Source organism: Aquimarina spinulae (assembly GCF_943373825.1).
Taxonomy (GTDB): Bacteria; Bacteroidota; Bacteroidia; order Flavobacteriales; family Flavobacteriaceae; genus Aquimarina; species Aquimarina spinulae.
Window position 1 is genome coordinate 993,127 of sequence record NZ_CALSBP010000001.1, and the last position, 24,174, is coordinate 1,017,300.

Below are 24,174 nucleotides of genomic sequence, written 5' to 3' on the forward strand. Positions count from 1 at the left end.
GTTGCTTTTACATTTCTTTTTCTTCTATAGTATCGTTTCCATTTCGAACTGATTTCAACAAAGTTTACTTAAAACAATAGTAAGGTAACACCATAAAAAGTTTGCGGAATTTAAATCTTTCTAATTGAAATTAATGTCTAACTTTATAAGACACCAGGATTTTATTCCAAATTTTATATTTAAAAATGATTCAAAATCAGTTTGATAAGACTCAAGATGTTGAGAATGTAGAAGAAAATTATCTTAAAGAAGAACTGTATGCTCTTATTAAGAAAGACGATTATATTTTTGATTTTATACAAAAATCGAGCCTTGATGGGCTTTGGTTTTGGGATTTAGATAATCCCGAAAACGAGTGGATGAATTCTAAGTTTTGGACCACTTTGGGATATGATCCCAATAAGATGCCACATAATGCTTCTGCATGGCAGGATATTATAAATAAAGAAGACTTAGAAGTAGTATTTCTTAATTTTACAAAACATTGTAAAGATCCTTCACATCCGTATGATCAAATCGTAAGGTATAAACATAAATTTGGGCATACCGTATGGATTCATTGTAGAGGATTAGCGATACGCGATAGTAAAGGAAAACCAGTACGAATGTTGGGCGCTCATACCGACATTACTAAATTAAAAAAAGTAGAAATACAGCTACAAAGGCAGGTAGATCGTTACCAACACATTATTGAAGGGACAAACCTGGGGACTTGGGAATGGAATGTAAAAACAGGAGAAACTATGTTTAATGAGAGGTGGGCTAATATAGCTGGGTATACGCTCTTAGAGTTAGAACCAGTTTCTATCAATACATGGGCAGAATCAGTGCATCCCGATGATTTGGAAAAATCTAATAAACTATTAGAAGATCATTTTTCTGGAAAAACACCTTTTTATGAATGTGAAGCCAGAATGAAACATAAAAATGGAGAATGGATATGGGTGTTGGATCGTGGAAAAGTAGTAAGCTGGGACTCAGAAGGAAATCCAGAATGGATGATTGGTTCACATCAGGAAATCACGGAGAGTAAGAAGGATTTAGAAAAAAACAAGTTATTTATACAACAGGCTCCAAGTGCTATAGCGATGTTCGATACTGATATGCGTTATTTGGCAGTTTCTCAAAAATGGTATGAAGATTATAATATTAGTGATGATACTATTATAGGTAAATCACATTATGACGTTTTTCCCGAAATAGGAGAAAAATGGAAAGATGATCATAAAAGATGCCTTAATGGAGAAGTATTAAAAAGCGAAGAAGATCGTTTCGAAAGATTAGATGGATCTGTGCAGTGGCTTGCCTGGGAGTTGAGACCATGGTATACCGATGAAAATAAAATAGGAGGTATCTTAATGCATACTGCAGATATCACTAGAACCAAAAAAGCAGAAATAGGTCTACGCATTAGCGAAGAAATGTTTAGGAGAAATTTTGAAAATGCTGCAATAGGAATGGTGATGTTGGATCAAAAAGGTCATTTCACAAAAGTAAATTATAAACTGTGTGAGATTCTTGGGTATTCTAATAACGAATTGACAAAGCTGGCTTTTAAAGATATTCTTCATCCGGATGATTTAGCAATAAGTAATACGTTATTTCAAAAACTTTTTAAAGGAGAAACGTTGTATAGCAATATGGAGGAAAGATGCTTTCATAAAGATGGCCATATTGTATATATCAACCTTTCGGTTTCGGTTATTAAAGGAGAGAGTGATAAACCTACCTATTTTATTGCTCAAATTGCAGATATAAGCCATAAAATTATTGCCAGGCAAAAGCTGCAGAATACTGTTGGTGAATTAAAAAGTATAATCGATGATATAACTCAGGTAAGTATCATTGGTACAGATAAGAATGGTCTGATCACTACATTTAATAAAGGGGCAGAAAACCTGTTAGGGTATACCAAAGAGGAAATAATATTAAAAAAATCACTTTTACTATTACACCAAAAAGAAGAAATAGAAAAGAGAGAGAAAGAACTATCATTACAGCTAGATCAAGAAATTAAAGGTTTTGAGGTTTTTACAGCATTACTCGAAAATCAGGAGTATGATGTAAAAGAGTGGACGCATGTAAGAAAGGATGGCATTTGCTTTCCTGTTCAGGTTACATTGTCTCCTATAAAAACCAAAGGAGTGATTAATGGATATCTTGGGGTAGCAACCGATATTAGTGAGATTAAAAAAGTAGAGCAGGATTTAAAATCATGGTTAACAGTTGCAGAAGATCAAAATAAAAGACTGCGTAATTTTGCGCATATAGTTTCGCATAATTTAAAATCACATTCTGGGAATTTTCAAATGTTGCTAGACCTGTTTATTCAGGAGAATCCAGAGATTGAGGATAATGAAATCATTCAACTTTTTAAAACAGCATCAGAGAATCTTACCGAAACCATAGTACATTTAAATGAAGTAGTCTTAATGAATACTTCTGTTGATGAGAATTTAGTTGGGTTGAATTTATATGAAGCAATTAACAAAGTCACCGAAAGCGTTTCTGCTATTGCAAAAGAGACTATCGTGACTATAAATAATAATACACAACCAGATATAAATATTTTAGGAATCCCGGCATACTTAGATAGTATTTTACTAAATTTTATAACTAATGGGATAAAATATAGTTCTGAAGAAAGGGAGAGTTATATCGATTTAAGTACCAGAATAGAAGGTGAATTTGTGATCTTAAATATTAAGGATAATGGATTGGGGATTGATCTGAAAAGACATCAGGCCAAACTATTTGGGATGTATAAGACTTTTCATAATAATAAAGAAGCCAGAGGTATAGGACTATTTATTACTAAGAACCAGGTAGAAGCCATGGGCGGTAAAATTGAAGTAGAAAGCACAGTAAATAAAGGAACAACTTTTAAAATTTATATGAAACATGAAAAAAATTGATATAGCTTGTATTATTGATGATGACCCAATTTTTGTATTTGGGATTAAAAAAATAATGGAACTTGTTGATTTTTGCAATGGCTTTATGGTCTTCCGAAATGGAGAAGAAGCATTAAATAATCTAAAAGCGATTATTTCGGCAAATGAAAAATTACCAGATGTTATTTTGTTGGATTTAAATATGCCAGTGCTAGACGGGATACAGTTTTTGGAAGAATTTGTAAAAGTACCATGCAAGAAGAAAATAATTATTTACGTCGTTTCCTCATCTGTTGATCCAGAAGATATCCTAAGAGCTAAATCTTTTGAGTATGTAAGCGATTATATCGTTAAACCGATTTCTGTAGAAAAACTCAAAGATATTTTAAATGATATAGAAAAGACAAGTCATTGTCAATAAAAGGATTAAAATATAGGTGTAAGAATTATATTTAAGAAGGGTTAGTGAGTTCTCTAAACAAACCTTCCAGGTTTTTATTTTTTCGAGATAGCTGTAATATCTTTAGCTTATTATCATGGGCAAAGTCAAAAACTACTGGGCGCATATCCGTTTTAGTATCAAAAGTAATTTGATAAACAAACCCATGAATGTTTTTTACATCACTTACATTAGACAGTTTTTGTAAAAAAGCTTCTTCTATACGATAATCAAACTCGACTTCGATAATCTGATCGATCTCGTCTGCTATTTCATGTAAATATTTGTCTGCAACAATTTCTCCTTTGTTAATAATAATGACCCGATCACACATTGCTTCAACCTCTTGCATTATGTGAGTAGATAAAAAAACTGTTTTTTCTTTACCAATTGTTTTTATTAATTCTCTAATCTCTACTAGTTGATTGGGATCTAAACCTGTTGTAGGTTCATCCAGTATTAAAACTTGAGGATCATGAAGTAATGCACATGCCAAACCAACTCGCTGGCGATATCCCTTAGAAAGTTGACTGATTTTTTTATTGGCCTCTGGAGTTAACCCTGTTAGTTTGATTACTTCTTCAATTCTGGATTTTGAAATCTTATATACTCGGGCATTAAATGCTAAATACTCTCGTACATACATTTCCAAATACAAAGGGTTATGTTCAGGAAGGTACCCTATACTTTTTTGTACATCAATAGCTTGTGAGTATATATCAAAATTATTAACAACGGCAGAGCCCTCAGAGGGATCAAGATAGGTCGTTAGAATTTTCATCATAGTCGATTTACCCGCCCCGTTAGGACCAAGAAAACCAACAATCTCACCTTGTTTTATTGCAAAAGAAATAGCATTAAGTGCTTTTTGATCATTATAAAGTTTAGAAATATTAGATACCGAAATTGACATATAGAACAAGTATGAAGTCTGTTTATACCCAAAAATACATAATTCATATATGTATTGTATGAGAAACTTAGAAAAAATAATTTAACGTAAATTTTCTTTATTCAGTATTCACATTAAGTTAATTAATGTAAGTAAAAAGACTATTCATTATTTTTTTGACCAATCATTTTCTATCCAGAAGAGCCCGGTAATAAAAATGAATACTCCTAAAAACGCAGGAAATAAATGAGCAAAATTTAAATACCCGATAGCAAAATGAACTAAAATAGCAGAAGAATATCCTATGGTTATTGCAATTGCCAAAGTTTCCCATAAGATTTTCGAAGGGTTAGCGTACCAAATTATAAAATATAACATAATACCGATAGTAGCTAAACTACCGCCAAATGAAGCTCTATCATGTGCTATTACAGGAATGAGGTTAGGGTTTATATCCTGAAGCCCACATACTTTGATATCCATAAAGGCAAGATCTTGAGGAACAAAAACAGACGTCATACCTACCATCATTATAATTGCACCTCCCAGAAAAAGTGCTAAAGCACTTAGTAGCATTAAACAATTTCCTCTACCCAATCTTGAACTTAGATGAAATTTTTTCTGTTTTTTTAAAAGAGAATTAAATTGATATTTTCGTTCTTTCTGATAAGAATGATATAATCCTAATATAAATAATGGAGTTATTGCTATTGTTCCTAGTGCGTGCCATGAGTCAAAATAATTATATCCCAAATAAGAGAAAAAACTTGCAAAACCATAAATGCCTGATATAAAAAGAACCCACCATGCCCAGGGCTCTTTTTTCTGTAATGGAACTAATGCTAACCAAAGATATAAGATACCAACCGTAATTAAAGCACCTCCGTAAGAAACACGATCATGAAACATGAACTTTACAATTTTCCCATTTTTATAGCTAGAAAGTTGTTTTGCTGTCATGCCTATAATATCAATATCATGAGGTAAAAAGCTTCCAGAAAGCGATTGCCCTATTAAAAATACACCAATAAACAATAGTATAATGCCCAAAACAACAAAAGGAATAATTCCATTTTTAATAAATAGGCGATATAATTTCATTAATTTTTTACTTTATAATTTGATAGTTTCGAGATTGTAATTTTTAAGATACGGCAGTAATCTTTTTCCAAGTTTTCTCCAGTTTTGATGAGGAACCATGGGATACAAATGATGTTCTAAATGATAATTATGGTGAGCAAAGAAGAAGCTTATGATCGGACCTCTAAATAGTTTTGTTTGAAATATTGGATGCGTATAATTTACTTTATGGGGGATATATACTGTAAATAGCGGATACAGCCAACTTCCCATTTGAACTAATAAAAAATAATATAATAAAAAAGGATAGTGTTGGTATAGTAGTATTGCTATTACTATATATATCAGAAATAAGGTCCCTTCAGCATGTATCCAAATTCTATCTTTAGTCTTAGAATGTTTTCGTGCCCAAAAAAATAGTTTGTACAAATAAATAATGCCTTCAAGAATTAATTCGTACGGTTTCATATGTATAGAAGCACCTTCAATATCATTTTCTTTAGGAAAATTGCGATGGTGGTTTATATGACATACTTTAAAAGCGTGACCGCTTCTTAAGGTTAACATTTCAATAATTGATAAGAAAAATCTATTTACACCAGGATGTAATTTTAAAGTTCCGTGTACAAGGTCGTGAGATGTCGAAACATAAGTAACAAACATCAATATAACAACAGATAGGATTGCCAAGATCCATAATTCATTACTAGCAAAATAAAAATATCCGAAACAACACAGAAATGGTTTCGTAATAGTCCAGACCTTTTGCGCCTTGGTCAAATACAATAAGTCCTTGCCTAATACCTTGATACTTGGCAGAATTATCTCCTGTTCCATTTGTTTTTGGTTAGATAGCATTATAGATAGCCTTTATTTCTATAATTCTTCTAAGGTTTTTTTAGTAGAACTATAGTGTAAATACTCTCTTAGTAATATAAGTTGGTATCCAAAAGTACATAATTCATATATGTGTTGTATGAAAAACTTAGAAATAATGATAGTAACATTAAGATAATATTGAGGTAAAATGATAAGATAAAAGATGTATTATCTTTATAATATAGGATAAGATATTTTTAATATGTCACTAACCAACTTAAAACAGATAGTCTATAATTTTCTTCATAAACTGGTTTGTCTAAGTCAGCAAATTATCTTTTTTATAGTCTCTCTTTTTCTTAAAAAAGGATTGTTTAAGCATTGATATGCTATGTTTATCTTTTTTAGATTTTTAAAACATAATGAATAAGATTAAGAGCCTTAAATGGGGAGTCGCAATTGCTGCTCATCAAACTGAAGGAGCTTATGATAAGGATAAAAAAGGCCTTTCTATTTGGGATACGTTTACTCAAAAACCCTATAAAATCAAAGACCGTTCTAATGCTAAAATTGCAACAGATTTTTATCATAGATTCGAAGAAGATATCGATCTTGCTGTTGACATTGGATTACAGATATTTCGCTTTTCTGTTTCCTGGTCAAGAATATTTCCGGACGGTACAGGAATAGTGAATCCAAAAGGGATTGAGTTTTATAATAAGGTAATTAATTACTGTTTAAAAGTAGGAATAGAGCCTTGGGTTACAACATACCATTGGGATTTGCCACAAAAATTACAAGATAAGGGCGGTTGGACAAATCGAGATAGTATTAGCTGGTATGCAGCATATATAACTGTACTAAGAAACCATTTTGCAGATCGAGTAAAGCATTGGGTATTGATTAATGAAGGAATAGTATGTATTGGCGGAGGTTATTTTCTTGGTGTACATGCTCCTGGCAAGAGAGGGATTCGTAATTTTATTTCGAGTACACACCATCTTTTATTGGCGCAAGCTGAAGGGTTTAAAGTTTTGAAGAAAAAAGAAGGCCTTCAGGTAGGTACAGCAATAAGTTGTACCAAAATCGAACCCTATAGAAATACGACTGCTGATCATAAAGCAGCTATTAGGATCGATACATTAATGAACCGCCTGTTTATAGAACCTCATTTGGGATTAGGGTATCCCGATAATGATTTTCCGACCTTAAAACGTATATCTAAATACTATAAAAAAGGAGATATTGAAGCATTAAAAACTGATTTTGATTTTTTGGGAATTCAAACTTATGCAAGAGAAGTAGTTAAAGCAGCTTGGTATATCCCATATCTTGGAGCAATTCAGGTGAAGCCTGAAAAAAGGAATGTGAAAACTTCGGTGATGGGGTGGGAAACATATCCAGAAGGAGTACAGTATTTTTTAGAAAGATTTGCTAAATACAATCCTAAAAAAACACTTTGGCTTTCTGAATGCGGAATGGCACTATCTAAGAATGAAGATGAACAGAAAAGGATCGAGTATTACCAAAAAGTAATCGAAGGAATGAAAACTGTATTGGATAAAAACATAAATCTTAAAGGAATTTTACTTTGGACATTGGTAGATAATTTTGAATGGGCAGAAGGATATATTCCCAAGTTTGGGATAATAAGTTTAGATAGAAAAACTATGCAACGCAAAATGAAAACATCTGCACTCTGGTTAAAAAAATATTTATCAAATATAAAACTCTGATGTATGCTTAATTTCTTTAAGAACAAAAGTGCTATTCAGAACACCAATATTTTCGATTTTTGAAAGCTTTGTTTTTACAAAATCATGATATTCTTCCAAACTTTTGGTGTGAATTTTTAAAACAAAATCTACCTGCCCTGCCATATGGTAGCATTCTTGTACTTCTTGCAGGTTCTGAATTTGCTTTTCGAATTTTTCTATAAAAGCTTCATTGTGATAGCGCATAGAAACCTGACAAATTGTGGTGATAGCACGATCAATTAATTTCTTGTCTAAGATGGCAACATACTTTTTGATGAATCCTTGTTTTTCTAGTCTCCGTATTCGCTCATATACGGGAGAAGCAGTAATGTTAAGGATTTTGGCAATTTCTTTTGCAGTTTTTTTAGAATCTTCCTGTAAAATTCTAAGGATAGTAATGTCTGTATGGTCTAATTGTTCCATTTTAATTCAAAAAAAAGTTACTTCAAAAATAGAATTTAAGCTTATGTTGAAGTAAATATAGCTGAAATTATATTAAAAATTAGTAATTATTGCTTAATTATTTAATAATCATGGCAGGAAACGTTACATTTTGTACTTTGCCAAGTAAATAACACTGTTAAATAGTTGAATTTTAAAGTGAAAATAGAACATATGGAAACGATTGTTTTGGTAATAGGAGCGAATGGTCAATTAGGATCGGTATTAACAGAATCTCTCAAACAAAAATTTGGAAGCTCTAATGTAATTGCTTCTGATTTAAGGTCTAGAGAAGGATATGAAGGCTCTTTTGAAATAATCGATGCAACAGATATTAATAGAATAGAGGAAGTAGTTGTTCGGTATAACGTTACTCAAATATATCACCTTGCAGCAATTCTTTCTGCCAAAGGAGAAGAAACACCTTTAAAAACCTGGGACATTAATATGAAAACTTTGTTTAATGTACTCGAAGTCTCTAGGCAGCACAATATTAATAGGATATTTTTTCCAAGCTCTATAGCCGTTTTTGGCGAAGGAGCACCCTTAGAACACACTCCAAATAATGCCTATCTGGATCCCGCTACAGTATATGGGATTAGTAAAGCAGCAGGAGAGAATTGGGCACAATATTATTTTCTTAGATACGGACTTGATGTTAGGTCGATTCGCTATCCAGGTGTGATTGGGTATCAATCATTACCAGGAGGAGGAACTACAGATTATGCAGTAGATATCTATCACAAAGCAGTTTTAGGAGAAGAGTTTAGTTGTTTTTTAGAAGAAGATACTACCTTACCTATGATCTTTATGGAAGATGCCATACGTGCAACTTTAGAATTAATGGATGCCCCTAAAGAAGATATCAATATAAGAACTTCGTATAATATTGCAGGAATTAGCTTTTCTCCTGCAGAAGTAGCGGCAGAAATTCGTACATTATATCCTAATTTTGAAATCAAATATAATCCTGATTTTAGACAAGAAATTGCTGCACGATGGCCTAAATCTATAGACGATTCTGCTGCAATTAAAGATTGGGGATGGAGACCAGAATTTGATCTTGAGTCGATCACAAGTACAATGATCCAAAAACTAAAAGAAAAATATAAAACGGGATCAAAGAATCAGGCAACTTTAATGCTTTGATGCCTACATCTTTGTATGAAATAAAATATAACAATAAAGAATAAATACCAAGTAACATGTTTTCAAATATAAAAGACGATTTACAAAAAGAGCTGGATGAGATTATATCGGCAGGATTGTATAAAACCGAAAGAATAATTACTACCCCACAAGGAGCCAGTATAGACACAACAAATACCAAAGATGTATTAAATTTTTGTGCAAATAATTATTTAGGCCTTTCATCACATCCTGATGTAATTGAAGCAGGTAAGAAAGCCATAGATTCTCATGGGTATGGATTGTCATCTGTGAGATTTATTTGCGGAACTCAAGATATTCATAAAGAACTAGAGCGTAAAACTGCCGAATTTTTGGGAATGGAAGATTGCATTTTATATGCAGCTGCTTTTGATGCTAATGGAGGAATATTTGAACCTATTCTTGGGCCAGAAGATGCTATTATTTCTGATGCACTAAACCATGCCTCTATTATTGATGGAGTTAGATTATGTAAAGCAAAACGCTTTAGATACGAACATAATAATATGGTAGATCTTGAAAAGCAATTAAAATCGGCAGAAGGATCAAGACGTATACTTATTGTGACAGATGGTTCTTTTTCTATGGATGGTACAATTGCCCAGTTGGATAAAATCTGTGATCTGGCAGATCAATATGAAGCTATGGTTATGATAGACGAATGTCATTCTACAGGTTTTTTAGGAAAAACAGGTCGAGGAACACATGAGTATCGTGATGTAATGGGGCGTATAGATATTATTACAGGAACCTATGGTAAAGCTTTGGGTGGTGCTTCTGGTGGATTTACTGCTGCCAGAAAAGAAATTGTAGAAATGTTAAGACAACGATCCAGACCTTATTTGTTCTCTAATACAGTAGCACCATCAATTGTAGGAGCATCGATCAAAGTATTAGATTTGTTAAGTTCCTCTACAGTACTACGAGATAAACTAGAAGAAAATACAAAATACTTCAGATCAGAAATGACCGCAGCAGGATTTGATATTATCCCGGGAGATCATCCTATAGTCCCGGTAATGTTATACGAAGCAAAACTTGCACAAGAATTTGCAGCTAAATTACTTGAAGAAGGAATTTATGTTATTGGATTTTTCTATCCTGTTGTACCTAAAGGGAAAGCAAGAATTAGAGTGCAATTGTCAGCTGCTCATGATCGCAATCACTTAGAAAAAGCAGTAAAAGCTTTCACTAAAGTGGGTAAAGAACTGAATGTGATATAAATACAAACGTTTGTTAGTGGTTTAAAAAGTAGAGGATTCATAGAATACTTAGAGTTTTATTTAAAATCTTTCAGTAATATCTATTAAAACATCAAGATTTGATGATAATACTCTGGTGATTATGAAAAAAATCAAAAATTATTTTGAATCGTAATAGTTTTAGCTAATTTAGCAACGTAATAATGATACAATAATGAGCAATTTATTTACTTGGAACGGATTCTATTTTTTCTTCTTTTATTTTAAAAGCAAGATCGGGATCGTTATGTAAATAAATCAGCAAAATTTATAAAACTAGAATCCCGATGAAAAATCGGGATTTTTTTTTGCAATAAAATTAACATATGAAACAAAAGGTTGCTATACAAGGAATAAAGGGTTCATATCATCACGGCGTTGCTCAGGCATATTTCGGAGAAGATATAGATGTAAATGAATGCATGTCTTTTCAGGAAGTAGTGCATAGTTTAGAACATAATAAGAGTACAGATGCAGTAATGGCAATCGAAAACTCTATTGCAGGTTCTATTATTCCAAATTATGCTTATATAGATGAGCATGATCTTACCATTAGAGGAGAATATTTTTTACCTATTCATCACTGTTTAATGGCTTTAGATGGACAAGAAATTTCAGATGTCAAAGAAGTATATTCTCATCCAATGGCTTTGCTACAATGTAAAGAGTTTTTTAGAGCACAACCACATATCAAATTGATAGAGGATGCAGATACAGCCGATGTTGCTAAGAGAATTCATGAACAGCAACTAGAAGGAGTTGCTGCCGTAGCAGGAGAAACCGCTGCAAATATTTATCAATTAAATATTTTAGCCAAAGAGATTCAAACTATAAAATCAAATAGTACCCGATTTTTTATTTTAAATACAGAAGAAGAATCTAACTCAGAAAAGAAAGATATCAATAAAGCATCTTTAAAATTTCTAACAGATCATAAAAAAGGAAGTTTAGCTACAGTACTTAATGTAATGAGTGATTGTGGATTGAATTTAACTAAAATCCAATCATTACCTATTATTAGTATGCCTTGGAAATATTCCTTTTTTGTCGATGTAACCTTTATGGATTATGATGATTATGCTAAAGCAATGTCTATCCTAAAAATCATGGCATTAGAACTAAAAGTATTGGGTGAATATAAAAATCAAAATGGATGAGCATTCAAACGGCAAAAAGATTAGAAACAGTAGAAGAATACTATTTCTCCAAAAAATTAAGAGAAGTTAGAGAGCTTGTAGCTTCAGGAAAACCGGTTTTAAATATGGCTATTGGTAGCCCAGACTTGGATCCACCAAAAGAAGTAGTACAGGCCATTCAGGAAGCAGTACTTGTAGATGGTGCTCATAAATATCAAAGTTACCAAGGCTTGCCAGAATTAAGAGAAGCCATTGCAGATTTTTATAGTGCAAAATACCAGGTTTCCTTAAACCCAAAAGATGAAATCTTACCACTAATGGGATCTAAAGAAGGAATCATGCATATTTCTCTGGCGTACCTTAATGAAGGAGATGAAGTATTGGTTCCTAACCCTGGATATCCAACATATAGTGCAGTGACTAATTTGGTAGGCGCAAAACCAATTTTTTATGATTTAATTGAAGATAATGGATGGGAGCCAGATTTTCATAGCCTTTCAAAAAAAGATTTGAGCAAGGTGAAAATTATGTGGATTAACTACCCAAATATGCCAACAGGAGCCTCGGGCAATGTGAGGCTATTTAAAAAAATGATTGATTTTGCTAAAAAACATAGCATTCTATTGGTAAAAGATAATCCATACAGTTTTATCTTAAACGATAGTCCTACAAGTATTTTATCAATAGAAGGAGCAAGAGAAGTAGCACTGGAGTTAAATTCTTTAAGTAAAACTTTTAATATGGCTGGATGGCGTGTGGGAATGGTTAGTGGTAGTTCTGATAAAATTGAAGCGATTTTAAAAGTGAAAAGTAATATGGATAGCGGTATGTTTCAAGGAATCCAAAGAGGAGCTATCGCAGCATTGCGTATTTCTAATGGTTGGTACGATAAAATGAATGCAATCTATAAGGAAAGAAGAACGTTGATCTGGGAGTTGGTAGATCTTTTGGGGTGTCGTTATGATAAAACCGCAAAAGGAATGTTTGTCTGGGCTAAGTTACCAGAAGGAACCGATGCAGTAGAATTTATAGACACTATCTTATATGAGAATGATATCTTCATCGCTCCTGGTGATATTTTCGGAAGTAATGGAAAAGGATATATACGTTTTTCACTTTGTGTAACGAAAGAGAATATTAAAGAGGCTATAGGAAGACTTAATAAAACAGAATTACCATTGGCGACAAAGGATATGATAAATCAAAATTGTAACTAGATGAATGTATTTGTAGTAGGGATAGGTCTAATCGGAGGTTCTTTTGCCTTAGATATTAAAGCAGCTTTTAATGAAGCTAAGATTTATGGTGTGGATAGAAGTGAAGATAATCTGAACGAAGCATTATCACTAGGTCTTATTGACTATACATCTAGTTTGGATGAGTTGGATAAAGCAGATGTAGTTATAATCGCCATACCAGTAGATGCAACCGTCGAGATATTGCCCACTATTTTAGATAAAATAGATGATAACTGTTTAGTTTTTGATGCTGGTTCGACCAAGAAGAAATTATGTAATGCTGTAGAGAATCATGACAAAAGAAGGAATTATTTGGCAATACATCCAATTGCAGGGACAGAGTTTTCTGGGCCACAAGCGGCAATTGCAAATTTATATAGAGGAAAAACGAATATTATCTGTGAGGTAGAAAAAACAGCATTTAAATTACAAGAAAAAGGGATGGAGATTTTTTCTAGATTAGGTATGCGAATTCGTTATATGGATCCCTCTTCTCATGATAAGCATATTGCTTATGTTTCACATTTATCACATATTAGTTCTTTTATGTTAGGTAAAACTGTAATCGAGAAAGAGAAAAACGAAAGAGATATTTTTGATATGGCAGGTAGTGGTTTTGCTTCGACTGTTCGATTAGCAAAAAGTTCTCCCGCTATGTGGGCACCAATTTTTAAGCATAATAAAGAAAATATAATAGAGACATTAGAAGAATATATTGCTAATCTTGCTCAATTTAAAGAGTTGATTGAAAATGACGATTTTTTAGCTGTATATAGAGAAATGGAAGATACAAATCATATAAAGACAATTTTAAAAGGAATTGCTTAAACTAATGCATAATCCGGGTAAACTATAAAACCAATACAAACTTTAATAAATTAAGAATAAAAAATAAAAATGGAGAATAAAAAAGAACTTAGAAACTGGCTAGATGATTACAACCTGGATCATCCATTGGTAATCGGAGGGCCTTGTAGTGCCGAAACAGAAGACCAGGTAGTAAAAATAGCACATCAACTTAAAGATTCTGATGCTACAGTATTGCGTGCAGGAATCTGGAAACCAAGAACAAGACCTGGAAATTTTGAAGGAGTAGGAGCTTTGGGGTTAAAATGGTTGCAAAGAGCTAAAGAAGAAACCGGGATGAAAATTGCTACAGAAGTAGCAAATCCGCATCACGTAGAATTAGCTTTAGAACATGGAGTTGATGTTTTATGGATAGGAGCAAGAAGTACAGTGTCTCCTTTTATTGTTCAGGATATTGCAGATGCCTGTAAAGGAATCGATAATCCAGTCTTAATAAAAAATCCAATTAACCCTGATTTATCCCTTTGGTTAGGAGCTGTAGAACGTTTTTATACTGCAGACGTTAAAAACCTGGGAGTAATTCATAGAGGATTTTCAACATATGAGAAAACAAAATATCGTAATATCCCAGAATGGCAAATCCCCATTGATTTACAAAATCGTTTCCCAGATTTGCCATTGATCTTAGATCCTTCTCACATCGCAGGAAGAAGAGATTTGATTTTTGACCTGTCTCAAACAGCTTTGGATCTTAATTTTGACGGACTTATTGTAGAAACACATTACGATCCTGATAACGCTTGGAGTGATGCTAAACAACAAATTACACCAGAAACATTGGTTCAGTATATGAAAGATTTAAAAATTCGTAAAGAAATTGGAGAAGATGAAGCGTATCAAAAAGTACTTGATGAATTACGTGCTAAGATTGATATAGCAGATAATCAATTGTTAGAAGTTTTATCAAAAAGAATGAAAATTTCTGATGATATAGGAAAAGCAAAAGCCAAGCAAAATGTTGCTATTCTACAATCTAAACGATGGAATGAAATACTAGGAAGAATGATTCTTGAAGGAGAAGAAAATGGATTGAGTGAAGAATTTATACTTCGTATTTACAAAGCAATTCACCAAGAATCTATTAATCATCAGAAAAAAGTAGCAAAAGGATGAAATAAGAAAGCCACTCGTCATGGTAACTAACGAGTGGCTGCTATATTTTCTTTCGAACTATATAGATTTAATTGTGATCAGACTTTACTGTCAAAAGTTTCTGCTTTATTATAATGATATTTCTATGATGGATTCTACCAGGTTTTTCACAAACTTTTGAATTAATACACAAGAGATAAAGAATAATTGTTTGGAAAAAAGGCTTCGTAAAATTTTATGTTTTTTTAATTAAGAAAAGAAATAAGACCTCTACAAATATTAATATTTGCATCTTTGTGTCTATGACAGGTACCGTTTATAAATCTACAGGAAGTTGGTATACCGTAAAAACTAATAACGGAAAAGTATACGAATGCCGTATAAAAGGAAAGTTTAGGATTAAGGGTATCAAAAGTACCAATCCTGTAGCTGTAGGAGATCTTGTGGATTTTAAATTAGAAACTAATAACGATCAGGAAACAGGAGTTATCGAATATATTCATGAGAGGCATAATTATATTATAAGAAAATCTGTGAATCTGTCTAAACAGACACATATTATAGCCTCAAATGTAGATGTAGTCTTTTTATTAATAACACTAAATAACCCAACAACATTTACAACATTTATAGATCGATTCTTAGTTACTGCAGAAGCATATGGTATTAAAGCAGTTTTGCTTTTTAATAAAATAGATACCTATGATGAAGAGGAACTTTTGGAGATTAAATATCTGGCAGCGATATATAGAAAAATAGGATATGAATGTATAGGAATATCTGCAAAAAATGGTAAAAATGTAGACAAAGTAAAAGCAATAATGAAAAATAAAGTAAGTATGTTTTCTGGTCATAGCGGGGTAGGAAAATCTACTTTAGTTAACACAATTGCACCTGGTTTGTCGTTAAAAACAGCCGAAATAAGTGATCAACATCAACAAGGTTTACATACCACTACTTTTGCAGAAATGTTTGATCTTAATTTTGATGCCAAGATTATCGATACGCCCGGGATAAAAGGTTTTGGAGTTGTTGATATGGATAAAGAAGAATTAGGAGATTATTTTCCCGAATTCTTTGAGTTAAAATCAGATTGTAAGTTTAATAACTGTTTGCATATTAATGAACCAAAATGTGCTGTTAAAAAAGCATTAGATAACGAAGAAATTGCCTGGTCGAGATATAAGAGTTATTTACAAATTCTTGAAGGAGAAGAAGAACACTACAGAAAAAATAATTACGACGACGAATAATTTTTATAATCCACAGCAGAAAAATAGATTAAATTTCTAAGTTGTACTAAATCAGCTAATAAAAAAATAAAAAAAAATTCTCAGTTCCGAAAAATGAAACTCAGACATTGTATACTTGTGCCATAAAGTTGTTAGTTAAAATGATTTTTAGAATTATTTAATGTGATAATTGAATGAAAAACATGTAAACAAAATACGTTGTTCTATATCAAATAAATAGAGTAATAAAAAATCTTTTGTTTTTTAAAATCAATAATAAATAAATGAGGGCCGTAATTCAAAGAGTTTCTGAGGCATCTGTATGTGTCGAAGGCAAAATTGTTTCAAACATAAATCAAGGATTACTTATTCTAATAGGAATAGAAGAAAAGGATTCGCAAGAGGATATAGATTGGTTATCAGGAAAAATATCTCGCCTTAGGATATTTGGAGATGAAGCTGGTGTAATGAATAAAAGTGTATTAGATGTAAATGGAGATGCAATAGTGGTAAGTCAATTTACATTACATGCCAGTATCAAAAAAGGGAATAGACCCAGTTATATTAAAGCAGCCAAGCCAGAAATAGCTATTCCTCTCTATGAGAGTTTTGTACAACGATTAGAGTTGGATTTAGGAAAGAAAATAGGTACAGGTGTATTTGGAGCTGATATGAAAATATCACTACTTAATGATGGACCTGTTACTATAACTGTAGACACAAAAAACAAAGAATAAACCACCCCCTAAAATAATTTTTTATGTTACAAAAAATACTGCTGGTTTCAGTTGTGCTTACCTTATTCTATGTTGAGCAAAACTCTGCTCAGGACGATCTAAGACTACAAGCTATACTCTTAGATTCTACACTTACTAAAAATGCTAATGCTATTGTAAGATCCGAGGAAGTTACTATTGAGATAAAATCAATAAATTCTGTTGTTGTAAAAACCAAAAGAATTGTTACCGTACTTAATAAATATGGGGATGGATATGCTGATTGCTGTGAATATTACGATCCGAATAGGAAAATAAAAAAACTAGAAGCTATAGTTTATGATTCTTTTGGTAAGGAGGTTAAAAAATACAAAAAGAAAGACTTTAAAGATAGAAGTGTTAGCGATAATTCTTCATTGGTAAGAGATGATAGAATAAAATATTTTGAATATACACCATTGAACTATCCTTATACACTTGCTTTTGAAAGTGAGGTAGAAAACTCAACAACAGCATTTATAAAATATTGGAAACCTATTTTGGCATATAGACTAAGTGTTGAGAAATCAATATATAAAATTTTAAACCCTTCAAAAATCTCGATTAGATATAGAGAAACAAATTTGGATGAGTATTCAGTCGAAACTAATAAAAGTAATTTGGGAACTACCTATAAAGTTTTCAATATTCCTGCAAAATTACCAGAAGTGTGCAGTCTCCCTCTTAATGATATGATCCCAATGATAAAAGTGGCATTAAACGAATTTTCATTAAAAGGGGTGAAAGGTTTTGCTAAAGATTGGAAGTCTATGGGGAAATGGCAATATGAAAATTTGGTTTCTGGTCGGGATAAATTATCTGAAACTACTATTGAGAAAGTTACTGAGCTAGTTTCGGATGCTACTACAACTAAAGAAAAAGCAAAACGTATTTATAATTATGTTCAGAATAAAACACGTTATATAGGTATACAATTAGGTATAGGAGGTTGGATGCCTATGTTGGCAGAGGATGTAGATCGATTAGGATATGGAGATTGTAAAGCGTTAACCAATTATACAAAAGCTTTATTAAAGAGTCAAGGTATTTCATCAAATTATTGTGTTGTGTGGAGAGATTCTGATAAGATTAATATAGATTCAGAATTTACTTCGATGGAAGGTAACCATGTAATATTGAATATTCCAGATGGAGATAAAGATATCTGGTTAGAGTGCACTAGTCAGACACTTCCATTTGATTTTAATGATTCTACTACTGACGATAGAAATGTATTGGTTGTAAAACCCGAAGGAGGAACCATTAAAAGAACCAAAAAATACGAACCTGAAGAAAATATACTTCATACTACGGCTACAGTTAATCTTGAAGTAGATAGATCCATGTCTGCAACTGTAAAAAGAGTATCGCAGGGGCTTGAATATGACTGGAATTATAACATTCAGTTTGAAACATCAAAAGATCAAAAATTATATTATAAAGAATTTTGGGGATATATCAATAATCTGGAAATCGGTAAGATAAATCTTAATGATAATAAAGACGATATCAAATTTACAGAAGATATAGAAATCTCTTGTGTTTCTTATGCCAAAAAAGTAGGAAGCCGTCTATTAATATCTCCTAATCTTTTTAGTCGAGATCAGATTAATCTACCTAAATATGATACCAGAAAAACCCCTTTGGTAATATCAAGAGGATATGTAAATACAGATGAGTACATCATTAATTTACCTGATGGATATATGGCAGGAAATTTACCCGAAAAAAAATCTATTGAAACCGTGTTTGGTAGTTATAGCTATGAACTCGAAAAGATTGATGATAAGCAACTTAAATTCAGACGATTTTTGAAAATCGTTGACGGCACATTTCCGAAAGAAAAATATGAGGAATACAGAAATTTTAGATCCGAAATTAAGAAAATAGATAAATCAAGAATAGCATTAAAACAACAATAAATAACCATCTCAATGAAAAATATAAATACAGTACTACTTGGTTTCGTTTTTATAATTTCTGCCAGCAGTTTTGCACAGGAATATAAATTTGGAAAAGTATCAAAAGAAGAACTCTTAGAAACAGTATATGATAATGACAGTTCAGCAAATGCTGCCGTTCTTTATGAAAAGAAACATGTACACATAAGCTATAATCAATCTCATGGATTTCAGTTGATTACCGAGGTGTATAAAAGAATAAAGTTGTATAAAAAAGATGGGTTTGATTATGCAACAGATGAGGTGTTTTTGTATCATAAAAATGGCGAAAATGAAAAAATAGTAAATTTAAAAGGGGTTACATACAGTTTGGTAAATAATAAAATTGTAGAAACCAAACTTAAAAAGGATGGAATTTTTAAAAATGAGCATTCTAAATATTACAATCAAGTAAAATTTACAATGCCTGCTTTACAAGAAGGTTCGGTAATTGAGTATAAATATAAGATCATTTCGCCATTCGTATACAATATAGATAGAGTCTACCTGCAATATGAAATACCAATTAAAAAACTAGACGTAGTAGTCGAGTCTCCAGAATATTTTATATTCAAAAAGTTTACATCCGGGTATCTTCCAATTGATGTTAAAGAGTCAAACTATAGCGGTAAGATCATATTAACATCTAAAACCAGAACAGGCGGAGGAAGTTTAACAAGTGGCCCAATAAGATCAAATTTTTCAACCAATGGTGTTGATTTTAAAGTTATTAAAAACACAATTAGTTCTACCAATATTTCTGCTTTTAAAATAGAGCCGTTTTCCGGAAATGTAAAAAATTATATTTCGAGTATAAGCTATGAATTATCTAGTGTTAATTGGCCAAATACACCTGTTAAATACTATTCTACAACCTGGGAGGATGTTACAAAAACAATTTATAAAAGTGGTAATTTTGGTGAAGAATTAAAAAAGAAAAGCTACTATGAAGAAGATTTAAAAGCTATAGTATCGCGTTCAGAAAATCAGACAACCAAGATGATGAAAGTATTCGATTATGTAAAAAAAAGAATGCGATGGAATGATACATATGCCGTAGGTACAAGTGTGGGAGTCAAAAAAGCATATAAAGAAAAGACAGGTAATTCTGCAGAAATTAACCTAATGCTTACTTCTATGTTATCACATGTTGGCCTGGATGCTAATCCTGTATTAGTAAGTGCAAGTAACAGAGTTATTGCCCTGTTTCCTACTGTAAATGGGTTTAATTATGTGGTATCCAGAGTAAAATTAGCCGATGGTAGTCATGTTTACCTGGATGCTACAGATAGGTATGCTTTACCAAATGTTTTACCAGATCGAGTAATTCGTGGATTTGGGAGAGTAATTTCTAAAAATGGGACTTCGCAAAGAGTAGATTTTAGACCAAAAAAACCTTCTTTAAAAAGATATAGTGCACAATGTCAAATTGATAAAGATGGAGTTGTAAAAGGTAAGTTTAACGTTCGCCATATGGATTATTTTGCACATGATTTTAGAATAGAAAATGAAGCAAAAGATGATGAAAGTAAAGTAAAGCGTTTTAAAAAAAGGTTTGACTTAGATGAAATTGAAGAATATACTGTTAAAGGTGTAAATGAAGCTGGGAAAGGAGTTAGTGAAAGCTTTAATTTTATATCTTACGACCAGGTAGAATCTATAGAAAATGAGATGTATTTTTCTCCGTTGTTATTTTTAAGAGATAAAGAAAATGTATTCAAGTCTAGCAATAGAGAATACCCAATAGATTTTGGTTATGGGTTTACCAATGCCTATATGTTAAGTATAAAAATTCCCGAGGGATATGAAGTAGTCGAACTTCCAAAATCCGGCGCTTTTAAAATGCCAGAAAATATAGGGGCTTTTTCATTTAGGTCAAATATAACCAATGGGATGATACAAATTGTTGTTAATGAAACTGTTAATGTTGCTTTCCTTTCTTCTAACTATTATTTGGCACTAAAGGAGTTTTATAATCAAATTATTGAAAAAGAAAATGAACAGGTTGTTCTTAAAAAAATATAATAATGAATATTAAAAATGCACAGGAGGCCGTAGATAACTGGATCAAAAATCATGGAGTGCGGTATTTTAATGAATTAACCAATATGGCGCAGCTCACCGAAGAAGTAGGAGAAGTTGCCAGAATTATAGCGCGACGTTATGGTGAACAAAGTGAAAAAGAGAGTGATAAAAATAAAGATCTAGGAGAAGAATTAGCCGATGTTTTGTTTGTGGTATTATGTCTGGCTAATCAAACAGGAATTAATCTTCAGGAAGCTTTTGATAAAAAGCTGGATATTAAAACAAAAAGAGATCACGATCGTCATCATAACAACGAAAAATTAAAATAATGTTTGCATCAATTCTTTCGTCAAAAAAGTACTGGTCCTCTGTATGCTTTATAGGATTTGGCTTTATAATTATTTTTAGTGTTATTGAGTATTTTATGCAATACAGTAGTTCTACTTGGAGTATTTTTATTGAAGAAAGAATCAATCATCAACAATGGATTAGATATATAATATCTCGAATAGTAGGAGGATTAATATATGGGATGATCATGGGATATTATTTTGAATTAAGAAAAAGGAAATCAAATCGATAAAATGAATTTGAAATTAGAACACATACCCAATATAGAAAGCAATACGCTACAAATTACGGGATCGAAAAGTGAAACAAATAGATTACTAATACTCCAGGCATTATACCCTAATATAAGTATCGAAAATGTATCCAATAGTGATGACTCTGAGTTAATGCAAAAAGCATTGAAGAGCGATGAAATTACTGTAGATATTCATCATGCAGGTACGGCAATGCGTTTTCTTACCGCATATTTTGCTGTTAAACACGGTAGAGAGACTGTGCTCACAGGAAGTAAAAGAATGAAAGAAAGGCCAATCAAAATATTGGTCGAAGCATTAGAACAATTAGGATGTGAGATTAGTTATGAAAACGAACATGGCTACCCTCCGATACGTATTCAAGGAAAGAGACCCGAAACAAACTCTGTCTCTTTGCAAGCAAATGTGAGTAGTCAGTATATTTCGGCATTAATGTTAATTGCCCCTTCATTACCCAATGGGTTAGAAATTATATTAGAAGGAAAAGTAACCTCTGTGCCTTATATTAATATGACATTAAGTTTGTTAAGTGATGCTGGTATTAAAGGTGTTTTTAAAGACAATAAAATTACTATTAATCCTTGCGACAAAATTTCTCCAAAAAATATTGTAGTAGAATCAGATTGGAGTTCTGCTTCTTATTTTTATAGTATTGTTGCGCTTTCTGATAATACATCTGTCACTATTGGAAGTTATAAAAAACAGAGCTATCAGGGAGATGCTAAACTTGCAGAAATATACAAAAGCCTGGGAGTAGAAACTACTTTTGATCAAAATACAATTACCTTAAAAAAGGTTTCTGGTAAACTTAAGAAACTTGAAGATGGATTAGATTTATCTAATTCTCCCGATATCGCTCAAACAATAGCCGTAACTTGTTTTGGATTAGGTATTGGATGCTACCTCACTGGCTTGCACACATTAAAAATAAAAGAAACAGATCGTCTAGAAGCTTTAAAAAATGAAATCGAAAAATTAGGAGGGCAAGTTCATATTACTGAGAATTCTCTTCGGTTAGAACCTTCCGGATCCATAAAAAAAGATGTAACTATAGCAACATATCATGATCATCGTATGGCGATGGCATTTGCACCTCTTGCGCTTAAAACATCATTATATGTCGAAGATCCTAATGTTGTTTCTAAATCCTATCCCGATTTTTGGTTAGATTTAAAGAAATTAGGGTTTAAAATTGCAGAAGTGTAAAGAGAGCTATAGCAGTATAGTTGATGCCAATTTAGATATTTTGAAGTTGATTTTTATGTGATAATTTAAAAACAGTACCTCTGTAAATGTAAATATATTCTAATTTACTTGACAACCCCTATCGCAAGATTGTATATTTGCACCTTCAAAAAATAAATACGAATGAAGCTATCACATTTCAATTTTAATCTTCCACAAGATTTATTGGCTGAGTATCCAGCTGAAAACAGAGATGAATCTCGCCTAATGGTTCTTAATAGAAAGGATCAAACCATAGAGCATAAACAGTTTAAAGATCTTATAGATTATTTTGAACCAAATGATGTGATGGTTGTTAATAATACTAAAGTTTTTCCTGCTAGATTGTACGGTAATAAAGAAAAGACAGGAGCTAGAATTGAAGTATTCTTATTACGTGAATTAAATTCTGAAACAAGACTTTGGGATGTACTTGTTGATCCAGCTAGAAAAATACGTATTGGTAATAAACTGTATTTTGGAGATGATGAGAGTTTAGTGGCAGAAGTAATAGATAATACAACATCTAGAGGACGTACATTACGTTTTTTGTATGATGGTTCCTATGATGAATTTAGACAAAAACTTAATGATCTGGGAGAAACACCTTTACCTAAGTATATTAAGAGAGATGCAGAACCAGAAGATGAAGAAAGATATCAAACTATATATGCTAAAAATGAAGGCGCTGTTGCTGCTCCAACTGCAGGACTCCATTTTTCTAAGCATTTAATGAAAAGACTAGAGATCAAAGGAGTTGATTTTGCAGAAATCACATTGCATGTAGGCTTAGGAACATTTAACCCCGTTGAGGTTGAAGATTTATCTAAACATAAGATGGATAGTGAAGAAGCTTATGTTACTGCTAATGCTGCTCATACCATTAATAACGGGATAACAAATAAAAGAAGGATTTGTGCTGTCGGAACCACAGTAATGAGAGCTCTTGAAAGTTCGGTATCATCAGAGAGAACTTTAAACGAGTTTAGAGGATGGACTAATAAATTTATTTTTCCTCCTTATGATTTTAGTATTGCAAATTGTATGATTACGAATTTTCATACGCCTAAATCTACTTTATTAATGATGGTATCTGCATTTGCAGGACATGATTTTATTAAAGAAGCATATGAAGAAGCGGTAAAAGAAAAATATAAATTTTATTCTTATGGTGATGCTATGCTAATTATCTAAAAATAAAAATGAATATTATTAAAACCCTACTAAACCCTAAATTTGGTAGGGTTTTTTTGTATGTTTCTAGAAATTAGCTCATTAAATTGCATTTTTTGCAAAAAAAGTGCTATTTTCGAGGCCTTAAAAAATT

21 protein-coding genes are annotated in these 24,174 nt (G+C 32.0%); 17 read left to right on the forward strand and 4 right to left on the reverse strand.

All coding sequences use genetic code 11. From position 1 onward, the window contains the following. Positions 1-185: 185 nt before the first annotated feature. Together NNH57_RS04400 and NNH57_RS04405 are read left to right on the forward strand one after the other, a co-directional pair. Complete coding sequence (locus NNH57_RS04400) at positions 186-2,915, forward strand: PAS domain S-box protein (RefSeq protein ID WP_108808327.1); 2,730 nt, start codon at positions 186-188, stop codon at positions 2,913-2,915. Then, positions 2,902-3,315, forward strand: coding sequence for a response regulator (locus tag NNH57_RS04405; protein WP_108808328.1), 414 nt, complete (start codon positions 2,902-2,904; stop codon positions 3,313-3,315). The genes NNH57_RS04400 and NNH57_RS04405 overlap by 14 nt, the downstream gene beginning before the upstream one ends. A 31-nt stretch (positions 3,316-3,346) precedes the next feature. Here the strand turns inward: NNH57_RS04405 and gldA are convergent, their stop codons facing one another. From gldA to NNH57_RS04420, 3 genes are all read right to left on the reverse strand, one after another. Further along, entirely contained in the window at positions 3,347-4,246 is a 900-nt protein-coding gene (gene gldA / locus NNH57_RS04410; RefSeq protein ID WP_108808329.1) for a gliding motility-associated ABC transporter ATP-binding subunit GldA, read from the reverse strand. Positions 4,247-4,393: 147 nt separating this feature from the next. Beyond that, on the reverse strand, positions 4,394-5,326 hold the full coding sequence (locus tag NNH57_RS04415; RefSeq protein ID WP_074408498.1) for a hypothetical protein: 933 nt from the start codon (positions 5,324-5,326) through the stop codon (positions 4,394-4,396). A gap of 12 nt (positions 5,327-5,338) precedes the next feature. Then, positions 5,339-6,142: a fatty acid desaturase family protein gene (locus NNH57_RS04420; RefSeq protein ID WP_159099256.1), complete on the reverse strand. Its 804-nt coding sequence runs from the start codon at positions 6,140-6,142 to the stop codon at positions 5,339-5,341. Positions 6,143-6,546: 404 nt separating this feature from the next. Between NNH57_RS04420 and NNH57_RS04425 the strand changes: the two genes are divergently transcribed. Beyond that, positions 6,547-7,860 (forward strand): glycoside hydrolase family 1 protein, encoded by a 1,314-nt coding sequence (locus NNH57_RS04425; RefSeq protein WP_108808331.1) that lies wholly within the window; start codon positions 6,547-6,549, stop codon positions 7,858-7,860. Here the strand turns inward: NNH57_RS04425 and NNH57_RS04430 are convergent. After that, positions 7,843-8,304, reverse strand: a complete 462-nt coding sequence (locus tag NNH57_RS04430; protein WP_024770670.1) for an Lrp/AsnC family transcriptional regulator — start codon at positions 8,302-8,304, stop codon at positions 7,843-7,845. The genes NNH57_RS04425 and NNH57_RS04430 overlap by 18 nt on opposite strands. A gap of 192 nt (positions 8,305-8,496) precedes the next feature. Here NNH57_RS04430 and NNH57_RS04435 point away from each other — a divergent pair, with 192 nt between their 5' ends. The 14 genes from NNH57_RS04435 (at position 8,497) to queA (ending at position 24,041) form a co-directional block, all read left to right on the forward strand. Continuing rightward, positions 8,497-9,471: an NAD-dependent epimerase/dehydratase family protein gene (locus NNH57_RS04435; RefSeq protein WP_074408599.1), complete on the forward strand. Its 975-nt coding sequence runs from the start codon at positions 8,497-8,499 to the stop codon at positions 9,469-9,471. 56 nt (positions 9,472-9,527) lie between these two features. After that, the gene (gene kbl, locus NNH57_RS04440) at positions 9,528-10,715 is read left to right on the forward strand and encodes a glycine C-acetyltransferase (protein WP_074408496.1); all 1,188 of its coding nucleotides are present in this window, start codon (positions 9,528-9,530) and stop codon (positions 10,713-10,715) included. Between the two features lie 344 nt (positions 10,716-11,059). Continuing rightward, positions 11,060-11,890 (forward strand): prephenate dehydratase, encoded by an 831-nt coding sequence (locus NNH57_RS04445; RefSeq protein WP_074408495.1) that lies wholly within the window; start codon positions 11,060-11,062, stop codon positions 11,888-11,890. Then, a complete protein-coding gene (locus NNH57_RS04450; protein WP_108808332.1) occupies positions 11,887-13,086 on the forward strand; it encodes a pyridoxal phosphate-dependent aminotransferase in 1,200 nt (399 codons plus the stop codon). Before NNH57_RS04445 ends, NNH57_RS04450 begins: the two co-directional genes overlap by 4 nt. Then, positions 13,087-13,935: a prephenate dehydrogenase gene (locus NNH57_RS04455; protein WP_074408493.1), complete on the forward strand. Its 849-nt coding sequence runs from the start codon at positions 13,087-13,089 to the stop codon at positions 13,933-13,935. 69 nt (positions 13,936-14,004) lie between these two features. Then, positions 14,005-15,087, forward strand: a complete 1,083-nt coding sequence (locus tag NNH57_RS04460; RefSeq protein WP_074408492.1) for a bifunctional 3-deoxy-7-phosphoheptulonate synthase/chorismate mutase type II — start codon at positions 14,005-14,007, stop codon at positions 15,085-15,087. Positions 15,088-15,368: 281 nt separating this feature from the next. Beyond that, positions 15,369-16,319, forward strand: a complete 951-nt coding sequence (rsgA, locus tag NNH57_RS04465) for a ribosome small subunit-dependent GTPase A (protein WP_074408491.1) — start codon at positions 15,369-15,371, stop codon at positions 16,317-16,319. Positions 16,320-16,582: 263 nt separating this feature from the next. After that, entirely contained in the window at positions 16,583-17,035 is a 453-nt protein-coding gene (gene dtd, locus NNH57_RS04470; protein WP_074408489.1) for a D-aminoacyl-tRNA deacylase, read from the forward strand. Positions 17,036-17,058: 23 nt separating this feature from the next. Continuing rightward, the gene (locus tag NNH57_RS04475; protein WP_108808333.1) at positions 17,059-18,975 is read left to right on the forward strand and encodes a DUF3857 domain-containing protein; all 1,917 of its coding nucleotides are present in this window, start codon (positions 17,059-17,061) and stop codon (positions 18,973-18,975) included. A 12-nt stretch (positions 18,976-18,987) separates the two neighbouring features. Then, positions 18,988-21,018, forward strand: a complete 2,031-nt coding sequence (locus NNH57_RS04480) for a DUF3857 domain-containing protein (protein ID WP_108808334.1) — start codon at positions 18,988-18,990, stop codon at positions 21,016-21,018. Between the two features lie 2 nt (positions 21,019-21,020). Continuing rightward, a complete protein-coding gene (locus tag NNH57_RS04485) occupies positions 21,021-21,347 on the forward strand; it encodes a nucleotide pyrophosphohydrolase (protein WP_074408486.1) in 327 nt (108 codons plus the stop codon). Continuing rightward, positions 21,347-21,601: a hypothetical protein gene (locus NNH57_RS04490; RefSeq protein WP_132065764.1), complete on the forward strand. Its 255-nt coding sequence runs from the start codon at positions 21,347-21,349 to the stop codon at positions 21,599-21,601. Before NNH57_RS04485 ends, NNH57_RS04490 begins: the two co-directional genes overlap by 1 nt. A gap of 1 nt (position 21,602) precedes the next feature. Continuing rightward, the gene (aroA, locus tag NNH57_RS04495; protein ID WP_108808335.1) at positions 21,603-22,829 is read left to right on the forward strand and encodes a 3-phosphoshikimate 1-carboxyvinyltransferase; all 1,227 of its coding nucleotides are present in this window, start codon (positions 21,603-21,605) and stop codon (positions 22,827-22,829) included. Positions 22,830-22,991: 162 nt separating this feature from the next. Then, entirely contained in the window at positions 22,992-24,041 is a 1,050-nt protein-coding gene (gene queA, locus NNH57_RS04500; RefSeq protein WP_074408483.1) for a tRNA preQ1(34) S-adenosylmethionine ribosyltransferase-isomerase QueA, read from the forward strand. Positions 24,042-24,174: the final 133 nt, after the last annotated feature.